This window comes from Hymenobacter artigasi, from assembly GCF_012275535.1.
GTDB classification, from domain to species: Bacteria; Bacteroidota; Bacteroidia; order Cytophagales; family Hymenobacteraceae; genus Hymenobacter; species Hymenobacter artigasi.
This window is the reverse complement of sequence record NZ_JAAVTK010000004.1, coordinates 75015-88965: the sequence shown is the minus strand read 5'-3', so window position 1 is coordinate 88965 and position 13951 is coordinate 75015. Positions and strand designations below refer to the sequence as shown.

11 protein-coding genes are annotated in these 13951 nt (G+C 61.7%); 6 read left to right on the top strand and 5 right to left on the bottom strand.

Annotation, left to right across the window (positions count from 1 at the left end; genetic code table 11):
- Window positions 1–18: 18 nt before the first annotated feature.
- Window positions 19–708: a hypothetical protein gene (locus tag HBN54_RS08530; RefSeq protein ID WP_168672780.1), complete on the top strand. Its 690-nt coding sequence runs from the start codon at window positions 19–21 to the stop codon at window positions 706–708.
- A 112-nt stretch (window positions 709–820) separates the two neighbouring features.
- Window positions 821–2785: a KUP/HAK/KT family potassium transporter gene (locus HBN54_RS08525; RefSeq protein ID WP_168672779.1), complete on the top strand. Its 1965-nt coding sequence runs from the start codon at window positions 821–823 to the stop codon at window positions 2783–2785.
- Window positions 2786–2919: 134 nt separating this feature from the next.
- On the opposite strand, the gene HBN54_RS08520 is transcribed toward HBN54_RS08525, so the two are convergent.
- Entirely contained in the window at window positions 2920–4737 is a 1818-nt protein-coding gene (locus HBN54_RS08520; protein WP_235955451.1) for a M61 family metallopeptidase, read from the bottom strand.
- Between the two features lie 225 nt (window positions 4738–4962).
- Here HBN54_RS08520 and HBN54_RS08515 point away from each other — a divergent pair, with 225 nt between their 5' ends.
- From HBN54_RS08515 to HBN54_RS08505, 3 genes are all read left to right on the top strand, one after another.
- Window positions 4963–5730, top strand: a complete 768-nt coding sequence (locus HBN54_RS08515) for a C40 family peptidase (RefSeq protein WP_168672778.1) — start codon at window positions 4963–4965, stop codon at window positions 5728–5730.
- A gap of 613 nt (window positions 5731–6343) precedes the next feature.
- Window positions 6344–6784: a DUF2147 domain-containing protein gene (locus HBN54_RS08510; RefSeq protein ID WP_168672777.1), complete on the top strand. Its 441-nt coding sequence runs from the start codon at window positions 6344–6346 to the stop codon at window positions 6782–6784.
- A 194-nt stretch (window positions 6785–6978) separates the two neighbouring features.
- The gene (locus tag HBN54_RS08505; RefSeq protein WP_168672776.1) at window positions 6979–7614 is read left to right on the top strand and encodes a hypothetical protein; all 636 of its coding nucleotides are present in this window, start codon (window positions 6979–6981) and stop codon (window positions 7612–7614) included.
- 80 nt (window positions 7615–7694) lie between these two features.
- Here the strand turns inward: HBN54_RS08505 and HBN54_RS08500 are convergent, their stop codons facing one another.
- Window positions 7695–9767 (bottom strand): M1 family metallopeptidase, encoded by a 2073-nt coding sequence (locus HBN54_RS08500; RefSeq protein ID WP_168672775.1) that lies wholly within the window; start codon window positions 9765–9767, stop codon window positions 7695–7697.
- 212 nt (window positions 9768–9979) lie between these two features.
- On the opposite strand from HBN54_RS08500, the gene HBN54_RS08495 reads away from it, so the two are divergent.
- Window positions 9980–12274 (top strand): T9SS type B sorting domain-containing protein, encoded by a 2295-nt coding sequence (locus HBN54_RS08495; RefSeq protein WP_168672774.1) that lies wholly within the window; start codon window positions 9980–9982, stop codon window positions 12272–12274.
- Window positions 12275–12512: 238 nt separating this feature from the next.
- On the opposite strand, the gene HBN54_RS08490 is transcribed toward HBN54_RS08495, so the two are convergent.
- From HBN54_RS08490 to HBN54_RS08480, 3 genes are all read right to left on the bottom strand, one after another.
- Window positions 12513–13166: a cytochrome c oxidase subunit 3 gene (locus tag HBN54_RS08490; RefSeq protein WP_168672773.1), complete on the bottom strand. Its 654-nt coding sequence runs from the start codon at window positions 13164–13166 to the stop codon at window positions 12513–12515.
- Between the two features lie 84 nt (window positions 13167–13250).
- Window positions 13251–13589, bottom strand: a complete 339-nt coding sequence (locus HBN54_RS08485) for a hypothetical protein (RefSeq protein WP_168672772.1) — start codon at window positions 13587–13589, stop codon at window positions 13251–13253.
- On the bottom strand, window positions 13582–13824 hold the full coding sequence (locus HBN54_RS08480; protein ID WP_168672771.1) for a hypothetical protein: 243 nt from the start codon (window positions 13822–13824) through the stop codon (window positions 13582–13584). Before HBN54_RS08480 ends, HBN54_RS08485 begins: the two co-directional genes overlap by 8 nt.
- Between the last annotated feature and the right edge of the window lie 127 nt (window positions 13825–13951).

Sequence of the window (13951 nt, the reverse complement as noted above, 5' to 3'; positions counted from 1 at the left end):
CCGGCTGTTTCCAAGACCATGAATCCCTTCGAAGCCCAGCCTCCCGCTGACCAGCCCAACGTGGCCCCGGAACAACCTTCCGGGGCCTCTTTGCTGCCTACACCCGCCACGGCTGCAGTTCCGGCCCCCGCCGCGCCCCACTACCAGCCCACCCCGCCCCCCGAGCCCCTGCCGGAGCTGCCCCCCCTGCCCGAAGTGCGGTCCGACGACGGCCGCGTGGTGCTCTCCGGTAGCACCGTGACGGTGCAGGGCCGGCAGTTCTCGCTGCGCGAGCTGGAGCGGTCCGAAATCACGCCCGTGAAGTGGATACTGTGGTACCTGCTCGGGGGCCTGGGGCTGGCCTTTGTCATGATTGCCTTTCTGCAAAACCAGCTACGCACCGGCCCGGCCATGCTGGGCATGGTGGCCACGGCGCTGCTGCTGGCCTACGGGCACCGCGGGACCAACCGCCTGCGCCTGCACCGGCTGGGCCGCGAGATGGTGAATTTTGCCCTGCCCGGCGACACCGCGCCCTGGCTGCGCCTTACCGCCGAGCTGAACCGCCGCATCTACCGCGTGCACGATTACGATGCCCGAGTGGCCGCCGCCGCCCTGGCCGCGCACGACGAAGCCGTGCGCCTCGCGGCCCAGCTCGCGGCCGAAGCGGCAGCCCTGGCAGACCAGACCGGTCAGGCCCAAGCGCCCCCCGACGAAAATGACCAGCGCTGATTTCAGCCCCGCGCTGGCGTGCGGCCGTAAGGCTGCTGGCCGGAGCGCATCCGCTACCTTCGCGCCCCGTAAACCATTTCCAGCTTAGCCCCCGATACCTCACCTTTACTTTATGAGTTCCGATACTAAACATTCGCACACCGCCATTTCCGGGGCGGGGCTGCTGATTGCCTTGGGCATCATTTACGGCGACATCGGCACCTCGCCGCTCTACGTGATGTCGTCCATCCTGAAAAGCGGTCGTGTGCCCGATTTGATTGATGCACACCTCGTATTAGGCGGCATCTCCTGCGTTATCTGGACGCTCACGCTCCAAACCACCATCAAGTATGTACTGCTCACGCTGAACGCGGATAACAACGGCGAGGGCGGCATTTTCTCGCTCTACGCCCTGGTGCGGCGGCGCGGTGCCTGGCTCTCGGCCGTGGCCATCATCGGTGGTTCCGCCCTGCTGGCCGATGGAGTGATTACGCCGCCTATTTCAGTATCGTCGGCAGTCGAAGGCCTTAAAAACGTCTTTCCAACGCTGACCCAGGATATTGTTGTTTATATCGTTATCGGCATTATTGCGGGGCTTTTCTTGCTGCAAAGCTTTGGTACCCAGATTGTTGGAAAGGCCTTTGGACCAATTATGTTCCTGTGGTTCACCATGCTGGGCGTGCTGGGCATTAGTTGGATTATCCAAAACCCGGTGATTCTGAAGGCAGTTAACCCGTACTACGCCTACGACCTGCTGGTGCGTTACCCCGGCGGTTTCTGGCTGCTGGGCTCGGTATTTCTGTGCACGACCGGGGCCGAGGCCCTGTATTCGGACCTGGGCCACTGCGGCAAGGGCAACATCCGCATCAGCTGGACTTTCGTGAAAACCTCGCTGCTGCTCAACTACCTGGGCCAGGGCGCCTGGCTGCTGGCCCACCAGGGTGAGATGCTGAACGGCAAAAACCCGTTCTATGCCCTCATGCCACAATGGTTTTTGCTTATCGGCATCAGCGTGGCAACCATTGCGGCCATTATTGCTTCGCAGGCGCTCATCACGGGTTCGTTTACGTTGGTGGCCGAGGCTATCCGCCTGAATATGTGGCCCAAAGTGAAGCTCAACTACCCCACCGACGTGAAGGGCCAGCTCTTTGTGCCCAGCATGAACCGGCTGTTGCTGCTGGGCTGCATCGGCGTGGTGCTGTACTTCCGCGAGTCGACCAACATGGAAGCCGCCTACGGACTGGCCATCACCCTCACCATGCTGATGACCACCGTGCTGCTCACCATGTGGCTGAAGATGAAGAAGGTAGCCATGCCGCTCATCGTCCTGTTCGCGGTGGTGTACGGCATCATCGAAGGCTCATTTTTGATTGCCAACATGATTAAGTTCCCGCATGGCGGCTGGGTGTCGCTGGCCATCGGCGGCACGCTCATGGCTGTGATGTACGTGTGGCTCAAGGCGTTCTATATCAAGCGCCGTCTCACGGAATTCGTACGGCTGGAGCCTTACGTGGACGCCCTCAAGCAGCTCAGCGACGACGAATCCATTCCGAAATACTCCACCCACCTCGTATTCCTGACCTCGGCCGAGCGCAGCACCGAGATTGAGCAGAAAATCATCTACTCTATCTTCCAGAAGCGGCCCAAGCGGGCCGATATCTACTGGTTTATCCACGTCGACACCACCGACGAGCCGTACACGATGGAGTACAAGGTGACCGAAGTGGCCAAGGATGACGTGTTCCGCATCAATTTCCGGTTGGGCTTCCGGGTGCAGCAGCGCATCAACCTCTACTTCCGCAAGGTGATTGAGGACCTGGTGCGCAACAAGGAAGTGGACATCACCTCGCGCTACGAGTCGCTGAGCAAGCAGCACGTTACCGGCGATTTCCGCTTCGTGGTGCTGGAGAAATTCCTCAGCATCGAGAACGACTTCCCCACCGTGGAGAAGCTCGTGATGCAGGCCTACTTCTACATCCGCCAGTTCATCGCCTCCGAAGACCAGTATTTCGGCCTCGACACCTCCTCGGTGAAGGTAGAAAAAGTGCCGCTGGTGATTGCGCCGGTGCGCGAAGTGGCACTCAAGCGGATTAAATAAGACCACGGATTAGCGCGGACTCTAGCGAATTTCGCGGATTTTGTGGACGACTACCGATAAAAAAATACCCCGTGCGAATCGCACGGGGTATTTTTTTTAAATAAGATGGTAGGCTACTGATTACCCTTTTATCACTACTTCCCCAGCCACTTGGCCAGCACTTTCTGCTGGGCGGCGGTAGGGCTCGCCACGGGCTGAATGGTGAACTTGCGGTCGGGATTGGGCAGGGCCTTAAACGTGATATCGCGGGTGAGGCCGTCGCGGCGCACCTGCAGCTTCACATCGGCACCCACTGGGCTGTTGATGAGAGCTTTCACGGTTTCGTCGCTGGGTGCAGCCCCATTGATGAGCAGCACTTCGTCGGTGGCGTTGAGGCCGGTGTTCCAGGCGGCACCGTCGCGCACCACGCTGGCCACGAGCAGCTTGCCGGTACGGTTCGAGAAGTTGGCCCCGAGCGTGCCGTCGGTGCTCAACGGCGCGCTGGTGAGCGTGAGGCCGGCGTAGCCGAGGGCAGTGGCGAAATCAATGGGCTTGGTGTCGTACACGTTATTCTGGAAGAACTCGTCGAAGCGGCGGCCGGCCACGGTAGCTACGGCGTCTTGGTATTCCTGGTCGGTGAAGCCCCGGCCGGCCTTCTTATAATAGGTGTCGTAGAGCAGGCGGAACACGTCGTCGAGGTGCTTGGTGCCGTTGGTGGCTTGCACAATGTTCAAGTCGAGCCAGGTGCCAATCAGGTCACCCTTGGGGTAGTAGCTGATTTGGGTGTTGTTGCTGTTTTCATTCGGCCGGTACGACTTAATCCAGGCATCAAAGCTGGACTCGGCGGCCGACTGAACGCGGTTGCCGGGCGTATTCTCCACCTCCGTAATGGTGTTTCCCAGCTTGCCCAGGTACTCCTCACGGCTAAGAATGCCGGCGCGCGCCAGAATCTGCTTCGAGTAATATTCGGTCATGCCTTCGCTCACCCACAGCATGTGGGTGTAGTTTTCCTGGTCGTAGTTGAACGGCCCCAGCGCCACCGGCCGGATGCGCTTCACGTTCCAGAGGTGGAAATACTCGTGCGCCACCAGGCCCAGGAAGGACTTCAGCCCGGCATCGGTGCCGTAGGCGGTGCGGCTCACTTCCAGCGTGGTTGAGTACAGGTGCTCCAGGCCACCGCCGCCGCGCTCCAGGTTGTGTACGATGAACAGGTAGTGGTCGAGCGGATTCTGGCCCACCACGCGGTGCGCCTCTTCGCACACGCGCTTCATGTCGGCTACCAGCTTGGTGTCGTCGGCGGCGTACTGCCCGTACATGGCTACCTGGTGCGGGGTGCCGTTGGCGGTGAATTCCAGCACTTTCTGGTTGCCGATTTCAATTGGCGAATCGGCCAGTTCGTCGTAGCTCGCGGCCTTGTAGGTGAACTTGCCGGGGCCGGGGCGCAGGGCCGTGCTCACCTTCTCCCAGCCGGCGGCGGGCTGCACGGTCAGCGAACTGCTCAACATCTTATTATCGGCCGGGTACATGAACACGCTGCTGCCGTTGAGGTAGCCGTGGTCGGCGTCGATAAACGACGTGCGCACGCTCAGCTCGAACGCATACACCCGGTAGCTCACCCGGAAACTGGCCTGCTTGGGGTGGCGCACCCGCCAGGTATTCTTGTCGATTTTCTCCGCCACCAGGGCCTGCCCGCCGCTGGTCTGGGCCTGGAAGCCTTCCACGTTTTTGGCATACTCGCGCACCAGGTACGAGCCGGGGGCCCACACGGGCATTTTCACGTCGGTATAATCGGCCGAAAAGCCGCCCAGCTCCATCTTCACCTCGAAGTAGTGGGACTGGGGCAGCTGCATGGCCAGCGTGTAGCGCAGCGTGGGCACCACGGCGGCTGTTGGACGGGCATTCACGCCCTCAGCTGCTAACACAAGTCCCGCCACAGCAGCGGCACGCAGCAATACGTTTGAGTTTCTAAGCATTCGAAAATTAACTAAATTGGAAGCAAGGGCACAAAGTAAGCCCCGCGGGTTGCCTCCAACCTAGCGGGCAGCCCCGCCGTTAGGACCTAGCGTGGCGCTTACCCGACAGCCACGCACCTTTTGCCGGACTTTTGTATGCGCTATATCTGGATAATTTTTGTGGGGCTGCTGTTGGCCATGGCGGCCATAGTTCCGCGCCTGGGAAAGCACAAATCCACCCCACCCATGGCAGAAACCAGCCAGACCGACGCCGCCCTGCGCGCCCGGCCGGCCTCCCTGCGCACGTCTTCCGGCTCCGCCCTCCCGCCCCGCGCCGACAGCGTGGTGGCCTTCGGGCTGGCCCAGCGCGGCACGCCCTACGTGTACGCGGGCACCTCGCCGCTCACCGGGTTCGACTGCTCGGGGTTCATCATGTACACATTTGCCCATTTCGGGGTGCCGGTACCGCATTCCACGGCGTTGCTCATTGATGTGGGCCGGCCCGTGGCCCGCGCTGAGGCCCAACCCGGCGACATCGTTGTGTTTACCGGCACGGCTGCCACCAGCAACACGCCGGGCCACGCCGGCATCGTGATATCGGCCCGGGGCGAGTTGCCGTTGCGTTTCGTGCACGCCTCGTCGTCGCGCCGCGAGCCGTTTGTGAAAGTGAATCAGGTGGAGAACTCCGATTACGAGCGCCGTTTTATGCAGGTGCGGCGGGTGCTGGGGCCGGGCACGGGCATTGCCGCCACGGCCCGGCCGAAACTGCTAACGGCCCCCGCCAGTACGCCGCCCGTGGCCGCGCTGCCCACCCGTCAGGTGGCCGTGGCAGCAGTGGCCGCGCCCGTTCCTGCGCTCCCAAAGCGGCTCGCAACGAAGAAATACCCGACAACCGCGATTACCGCTAAGCAGAAATCGACAACTAAAAGAGCCCCGGCAAAAGCGGCCGTGGCGGCTAAAAAGAAGTCGGCGGCTATCCCCAGGCGCAAGCGGCCGGCCACCAAGGCTAGGTAAACCTTTCAAAACCGCTTAAACGCAGCGATGCCCGGCCTGCCTTTGCCGTCCCACTAAAGGGCGGCTGGGCAAACCGGGCATCTAATCCTTCAAATCTTACCAAGCGGCGAAACTGGGGTGCAGTTCCGGCGTCTTTCAGATAAGACCTAGCCGAATGTGGGTAGCCTTAGGAGCTACCCCACGAAGCTGTTGTTAGGCGTGTACTGCGGTGAAGCGTACGACATTCGACAGGCTTGGCAGGATTTGTTTGGGACTACTAGACATTTTGTACCTCCTTTCTTTACGTTCGACATTGCCTCATAATCGCGGCCCAATAGTTTAGGGATGCTCAAAATGGGGTCGTAGCACTCACTACTGAGCGGTAAAGTTAATAGCAGGGGCTAAGGTTCAAAATCTGCCCGGCTTTTTTAGGGCTGCGCTGCTCAAAAAACGGCTTTACGGCTGATTTACAGCCATATTATTTTTGCTGCTGCCGCCGTATTTTTTTCCGATTGGCCCGAAGCGTAAACTTGGCTGTAAACTTGCAATAGCAGCAATAGCCAGCCTGTTGGCTTGGTCTCTAAAATTTTTGCTTACCTTTTCTCCTCAAACCCACCTCATCCAATCTTCAGAAATGAAAAAAACACTGCTCTTACTGGTTGCCCTCGTGCTGGGCCTCGCTGGCATGGCCTCCGCCCAAACCATGTCGCCGCTGGGTGTCTGGACCAATGCGGAGAAGAAAGCCACTTTTGAAATCTACAAGTGCGGCGATAAGCTGTGCGGTAAAATCGTGAGCCTGACCATTCCCAACGACCCCGCCACCGGCAAACCCAAAACCGACTCGCAGAACCCCGATGCCAAGCTGCGCAGCCGTCCCCGCCTGGGCCTGGTTTTCATGCAGGGCTTTAAGTATGACGACAATAACAAGTGGGACGATGGCAAAATCTACGACCCCGAAACCGGCAAAACCTACTCCTGCTACATGAAGATGGAAAGCCAGAACACGATGGAAGTGAAAGGCTACATCGGCTTCTCGCTCATCGGCAAATCGCAGACCTGGACGCGGGTAAAATAGCCCCGGCTCCTGCCCCTTCTTAGCGCGTGCTACGGCCGGCTCTCCACCCCGAGGGCCGGCCGTTTTTTGGGACACGGTACCGGCAGGGCGGCAGCAAATTGGGCCTACATGGGCATATTTGAAGGTTAAAACCGCCCGTCGCTCACAAACTATTTGTCCGAGCCGGTGTTCTGACTCCACTAACGTATCTTGTTTTGTTCGATTTCATTCAGCAGTTATTTCGCCCAAAAGCGGCCGCTTCGGCCGCCTGGCACGCCGTGGCGCTCACGGCGGCGCAAGCCCGGCGACACGCCCGCTGGGTAGAGCAACGCGTGTTTTTGAACTGGCTGGAGCCCTACTACAAGGCCTATCACCTGCGCAAGGGTGGGGCCGGTGGCAACCGGGGCTTTCAGGTGCAGCAGCTGCACGAACCGGGCCGCCAGGGCGCCATTCTCTTCTTCGACCCTACCATTGGGCCGGGCAATTTCCGGCATTTCTACGAGCACCTGGGCGAGCGCCTGCTCGGGCTGGGCTACCACCGCGCCTGTGCCGACCAGTGCACCCAGCGCAAGCAGCACCTGCGCGAAACCGTGCTCAAGCAGCTCTTCAAGCCCAACCCTACCGACTGCCCCGATACCGGCCACTGCAACCAGCGCTTCGGCCTGGTTACCATCGACCTGGTAGCAGTAAACGGTCAGCCCATGTTTATCCGCCTCACCAACAACGCGGTGCTGCAACCCGGTTTCACGCCCGCCGGCTCGTTTGATGAGTTACTCCGGCACCTGCTGGACGCCCCGCCCCCCACGCCGGCCACCCAGGCCCTGATAGCCGAATACCACAGCCAGTTCTAACGGCCTGAAGCCAGTATATTAACCATAAAGGCCGCTCCCAATCCGGGAGCGGCCTTTCTTTTAGGTGGTGAAGCCGGGCGCTATTCCCGCACAAACTGCGCCCGGCCCAGCATATTGCCATTGAGGCCCAGCAGGCGCAGGTAGTACAGGCCCGGCGCCAGGCCGTGGGTATCAATTTGAGGCTGCGCGGCTTGCAGGGGCTGGCGCAGCACGACGCGGCCGGTGGCATCCACTACTTCGGCACGGGTGGTGGTGGCGGGCACGGCGGCCAGCTGTAGCTGGTTGTGGCAGGGCACGGGGAACAGGGTGAGCGGGGCCACGCCGGCCGTGGCGCGGGTGGCCAGCACGAGGGTGTTGTCGCGCACGGGCGCGGCGGCGGGCAGGTCCAGAATCCACTGGTCGGGGTCGACGGCGATGCTGGAAACCGTGCCGGCGGCTGCAAACTGGAACGTTTGGGTGGCCTGCGACTGGCGCAGGCGTACGGTTTGGGTGGAGCCGTTGGTGAAGGTGAGGCGGTAGTCGACTTCGGTGTCGAAGAACGGCGTGACGGTGGGCACCGAAGCCGTTTCGGTCACGCGCAGCACGACGGCGCTGCCCACTTGGTTCCACCGCCCGTTGAAGGTGGGGTAGCCATTGCCCCGGAACCACTGCTGGAAGAAGTAGGTGAGCGAGCGGCCGGCTTCGGCCTCGAAGATGCGCTGCAAGTCGGCGGTATGCGCCGTAGAGGCGCGGTAAGTAGTCTGGTACGTGCGCAGGGCGCGGAAAAACTTCACGTCATCGTTCAGCAGGTAGCGTAGCATGTGGATGACGGCCGCGCCCTTCTTATAGGTCAGAGCGGTGCTAAAAATGCGGTTCACGTTGGTGGTATCGGCCACGTACACGCTGCCGGAATTCTGCTGGGCCGTGCTGTGCGCGTTGTCCATCCAGCTGCGGGCGCTGGCGGGAGTGGCAAAAGCCTGATACGAAAGGTATTCGCCGTAGGAAGCAAAGCCCTCGTTCAGCCAGATATCCTCCCAGGAGGCGCAGGTCACGTTGTCGCCGAACCACTGGTGGAACAGTTCGTGGGCGGTGAGGTTGAAGAAAAACCCGTCCTGCGTGGTCATGGTCTGGTGCTCCATGCCGCCGCCCAGGCCCAGCGGGGCCATGCTGTGGCCGTATTTCTCGTTGGCGAACGGGTAGAGGCCCACCAGGCTGGAGTAGTTTTCGATGAAACCGGGCGTGCGGTCAATCTCGCTCTGGTAATAAGTCAGGGCCGCCTGGTTGTAGAGGTAGTTGACGATGGGCACCGTGGGCCCGCCCGCCGGGTGCGCGTAGTTCACGTATTCCACATACGGAGCCACCGCCACCGAAATCAGGTAATAATCAATCGGATAGCGCGACTTCCACTCATAGCGCACCTTGTTATTGGGCAGCGTGACGGTGCGCGTGAGCACGCCGTTGGAGCCCACTTTGTTGGGCAGCGTGGTGGTCACCCACACGTCGCAGGAGTCGGCCTTGTCCGTGAGCACCTGCTTGCAGGGAAACCACTCGTGGGCCGAAAACGGCTCCGAAAGGCTGTAGGTGATGTTGTATGGGATGGTGGTATTGTAGCCAATCTGGCCCTGGGTGCGGTTGCTCAGACCGTTGCCGATGGCGGCGGAGTTACCGCTCGGGGCCGTGCCGTGGTAGTAGATGCGGGCATCGGCCAGGGCATTGGCGGGGGCCAGTTGGGCCAGCCGGGCCGTCACGTCCTGCCCCACCCGCCGGATGCCGGGCGAGCGTTTCCCGTTCACCACCACCGAGTCGATGAGCAGCGTAGCCGTGCCGGCGGGCGAGCCCGCCGGGGCCTGGTAGAGCTCAAACGCGAGCGAATCGAGGGCCTGGCTGCCCACCCGCACGCGCATCAGCACCGAGCCGGCCACATTCAGCGAGGTGTTTTCCAGCGCCAGGTCGAGCTTGTAGTATTTCACATCGTAGCGGTTCATGCGGGCGCGGTGGGTCACCGATGAAGTGGCTATGCGCTGGGCGCTGGCAATGCGGCCCGCCGCGCAGACCAGCCCGGCATCCGGCCCGGCCGCAATCTGCTGCGACGCCGATGGCGTAGATTGGGCCAGCAGCAACCCGGGAGCGCTGAGTAAGGCACTGGCAAATAGCGCGTAGAGACGACGATGCATAAAAAGAAAGCGTGGAAAGGTGAGGGGGTTGAATCCGGGCCGCGGCGGTTGAGAAACCAGCATCCGAAGGTACGGTGGCGAAGGTAAAAGTGGCTGGGCCGGCAGTCGTTGCCACGCGCCCCAGGTGCCCGCGGCGGGCGGACTTATATGTTGGCTTGGCTGGTCGTATATTTCGGCTTTATCAGGATTTAATTCGCTTTTTCCCTTTTGGCATGCCCTACCGCTCCCGCCTGCCCCACTCCTTCCTGATTGGTTTTCTGTTGTTTATAACAGGTTGGCTGGGCGTAGCGGGGACAGCGAATGCCACGCACATCGTGGGGGGTGAAATGGAGCTGGTGCACAATTCCGGCGACTCGTACACGCTGTTGCTCAACCTCTACTTTGATGCCTACAACGGCAGCCCCAGCGCCCTCGATGCCGACCTGACGGCCAGCATTTTCGACAAAGCCACCAACGACCGGATGATGAACGTGCTGCTGCCCCTCACCAGCAACACCTTCGTGAGCTACACCAACCCGGCCTGCGCCAAGCCCACGCTCAGCACCCGCCGGCTGGTGTACAGCAAGGTAATTTCGTTGCCGCCCGGCACCTACAACGGCCCCCAGGGCTACTACGCGGCCGTAGAGCGTTGCTGCCGCAACAACTCCATCAGCAACATTGTGGACCCCGGCGCGGCGGCCCAGACTTTCTACCTCGAATTTCCGGCCGTGGTGCGGCGCGGCCAGCCCTTCTACGATTCCACGCCGCGCATTTTCCCGCCCCTGGCCGACTATGCCTGCCGCAACGAACTGTTTTACTACGACTTCGGGGGCAAGGATGCCGACCAGGATTCGCTGGTGTATGAGCTGGTGACGCCGCTCAATGGGCATTCCAGCACCGTACAGCCCAAGCCGGCCGCGGCTTCGCCGGGGCCCTACTCCCCCATCACCTGGCAACTGCCCGCCCCGGCGCTGCCCGGCCAGCCGGCGCTGCCGCCCCTGGGCACACTCAACCAGATTCCGGGCACGCCCACGCTGCAAATCAACCGCTTCACGGGGCGGCTCACGGTGCGGCCCAGCAACCTGGGTCTTTTCGTGTTTGGGGTGAGCTGCTCGGAATACCGGAAGGGCGAAAAAATCGGGGAATCCCGGCGCGATTTCCAGCTCATGGTCCTCAACTGCCCCACCAACACTAAGCCCAGCATGGTGTTGCTGCCCGCCGCCACCGGCAATGTGCCCTACCGGCCGGGCCGCGATATCCTGCACCTGGTACCGGGCGGCAACCATTGCGTGCGCCTGCGCTTCACCGACCCCGACCCCAACTCGCGCCTGTCGCTGTCGCTGAGTCCGGTCAATTTTTCGGGCCTGCTGCCAGCTTTTACCACGGCCACCAGCGGCGGGGTGCGCAGCCCCGGCCAGCCCGATACGCTCACGGCCACGCTCTGCTTTCCGGAATGCATCGACACCCAGGGCAAAGTATTTCTGCTGGATGTGGTGGTGGGCGACGACGGCTGCAGCCTGCCCAAGCGCGATACCGTGCGCGTGGCCTTCACGTCGGTACCGCCGCCCAACTCGCCCCCTACGCTCACCACCACCGCCGGCCCGGCCCTGCCCCTGCACGTGCGCGTGGGCGACCTGGTAACCTTTAACCTAACCGGCACCGACCCCGACAACGACCCCATTCAGCTGGAAATGAGCGGCAAGGGATTTTCTCCCGCCAGCCTTGGGGCCACGCTCACGCAGGCATCGGCCGGCAACCAGCAGCTGGGCCGCTTCAGCTGGCGCGTCGATTGCCGGGCAGTGGGGCCGGATTCGTTGCTGGTGTTTCAGTTTGCGGCGGCCACTTCGCCTTGTGCCAAGCGGCAGACAACGATGATTTCGGTGCCCATTGTAGTGCGCTATTCCAATACGCCGCCGGTGCTCACGGCCAGCCCGCTATTCCCGCTGCCTGCGGGCCCGGGGCTGCTGCCCGTGGTGCGCCTGCCGCTGGGCTCCACGTTCACCGCCACGCTGGCCGGGGTAGATGCCGACCGCGACGGCCTGACGATGACGGCCACCAGCGAGAATTTCTCATTGACCGAAGCCGGGATGAGCTTTACGGCCCAGAATGGCGTGGGCGTGGCCGCCGGCCAGTTTCGCTGGGACGTGAGCTGCGATGCCGTGGCACTGCGCCGCCCCCTGGACGTAACCTTCCAGCTGGTGGATGCCACCTGCCGGCCCGTAGCCCAGCGGCAGACCGTGCGCTTCGAAATCATCCGGCCCGACTCGCCGGAGCTCAAGCTCTACAACATCATCACCCCCAACGGCGACCAAGTGAACGACGAGTTCCGCCTGCCGGGGCTACCGCTCAACTTCTGCGATGAGCAGTTTGCCAGCGTCCGGATTTTTTCGCGCTGGGGGCAGCTGCTCTTTGAGTCGCACGACCGGGGCTTTCGCTGGCCCGGCGAAGGCAGCGCCAGTATGTACTACTACTTCGTGACGTACACCGATGGCCGCTCTTTCAAAGGCTGGCTGGAGGTGAAGCCTTAAATGGGCTTAAGCTTTTGGTTACCGCCTGGCTCCTGTCTGACCGCCCTAGGCGGTCTGACCGGTTGTTGGGAGCACGTTCGATATTAACCAACGACAACCGACCGGTATTAACAACGACAACCGGTCAGACCGCCTCGGGCGGTCGGACCGGGACCGGTTCACTGCACGATTTTCAACGCAAAGGGCCGCTCCAGATGGAGCGGCCCTTTGCGTTGAAAATCAATAACTAATGCCCGATTTAATACATAAAAAGAAAGACGGCGAACAGTGCCACCCACAGCACATCGATGAAGTGCCAGTAGGTACCCAGGAGCTGTAACTGCCGCCGGTAATACGGGTTGCGGATGAAGACGAGCGCGCGCACGGCGTCGCGGTCGGCGTGGGTCACGCGGAGCAGCAGTGCCAGCAGAAAGAGCATTCCGCCCAGCAGGTGGGCCACGTGCAGCGCCGATATCAGGTAGATGAACTGGCCGCTGCTGGTGCTGGTACTCCCCTGGAAGAGCACGCCCTGCGTCATCAAATCGCGCCAGCCTAGTAGTTGCAGGCCGGCAAATATGCAGCCCAGCAGCAGCGTGGCCCCCAGGCAGCGGGCCAGACTGCCCAGGTCGTCCTGCGCGTAGAGGCGGCGGGCCTGACCCATGGTGTAGCTGCTCACCAGCAGCACAATGGTGCTGAGCGAGAAGTAGCGCGGCAGCTGGTGCAGCCCGGTGGGCACCCCGCTGCGCACGCGGGTGGACACGTAGGCCGCCACCAGCATAACAAACATGATGGTGATGGCCACCATGGCTAGGTAGCCCGCCACCAGCAGCGGGGGCATTCGTTCGATACGGCCAAACGACGACGAGTTGCGCCGGGCTCCAACCTGATTATTACGTTCGTATTCGGAGTTCATGGAGTAGCACCAAGGGGGTGTACTATGAAAACTAACCCGGTGGTAATTAGTTGCACAGCCCCTCAGAATTGCCCGAAAGTTGCGCTACTTGAAGAACGAACCAATCTTACCCAGCACGGCATTGAGCGTAATTTTGGGGGTGCGCTGCACGCCAAAGGTCACGTAGGTTTTGCCGCCCACGCGCAGGTCGAGCACCCAGCCCAGCTGCCGGGCCAGGTCGTTGATTTGCTGGAGCGGGTCGGGGCCGGGGGATTTGGGCGCTTTGGGAGTTCCCGGCGGCTTGGGCGGGCCCGCCGTGAGCTGGTCGAGCACCTGCTGACTCGGAATGTTCAGGATGAGGTAGGTACCGGAAGCAGCCAGCTGTAACGCATGGCCGTTCCAGGTGATGACCAGCTGCGCGTCAATTTCGAGCGCGCTAGGCACCGGGGGTAGGATTGGTGCTAGTGGGCAATTGGGGCGCGCCCGGCTGTTCGCCCCGCGTGCGGATGCGCAACGAGCCGTTCAGCTTCCAGGTGGCGGCGGGGGCGCTGGGGTTTTGCGGGTTGGGCACTTGCAGCTCAATCTGGTCGAAGGCGCAGCTAAGCTCTACGCCGCCCGAGAGCTTGCCGAGCAGCGAGGCGGCCATATCGGCCCAGTTGGAAGAGGAGGAATCAGGCATAAAATCAGGAAAGTGATGGTGAAAACCAAGCGGCCAAAATGCCCGCCAAAACGAGCCAGCCGGCCGCAAAGTACGACCTTTGCCCCTGCTAACGCAATGCGCAGGCCAGAGTTGCAGCTTCATCCGC

What these genes read in the sequence shown, in the direction of transcription:
- HBN54_RS08530 (WP_168672780.1), top strand. Translation starts at nt 19, where the DNA reads ATGAATCCCTTCGAAGCCCAGCCTCCCGCTGACCAGCCCAACGTGGCC.
- HBN54_RS08525 (WP_168672779.1), top strand. Translation starts at nt 821, where the DNA reads ATGAGTTCCGATACTAAACATTCGCACACCGCCATTTCCGGGGCGGGG.
- HBN54_RS08520 (WP_235955451.1), bottom strand. Translation starts at nt 4,737, where the DNA reads ATGCTTAGAAACTCAAACGTATTGCTGCGTGCCGCTGCTGTGGCGGGA.
- HBN54_RS08515 (WP_168672778.1), top strand. Translation starts at nt 4,963, where the DNA reads ATGGCAGAAACCAGCCAGACCGACGCCGCCCTGCGCGCCCGGCCGGCC.
- HBN54_RS08510 (WP_168672777.1), top strand. Translation starts at nt 6,344, where the DNA reads ATGAAAAAAACACTGCTCTTACTGGTTGCCCTCGTGCTGGGCCTCGCT.
- HBN54_RS08500 (WP_168672775.1), bottom strand. Translation starts at nt 9,767, where the DNA reads ATGCATCGTCGTCTCTACGCGCTATTTGCCAGTGCCTTACTCAGCGCT.
- HBN54_RS08495 (WP_168672774.1), top strand. Translation starts at nt 9,980, where the DNA reads ATGCCCTACCGCTCCCGCCTGCCCCACTCCTTCCTGATTGGTTTTCTG.
- HBN54_RS08490 (WP_168672773.1), bottom strand. Translation starts at nt 13,166, where the DNA reads ATGAACTCCGAATACGAACGTAATAATCAGGTTGGAGCCCGGCGCAAC.
- HBN54_RS08480 (WP_168672771.1), bottom strand. Translation starts at nt 13,824, where the DNA reads ATGCCTGATTCCTCCTCTTCCAACTGGGCCGATATGGCCGCCTCGCTG.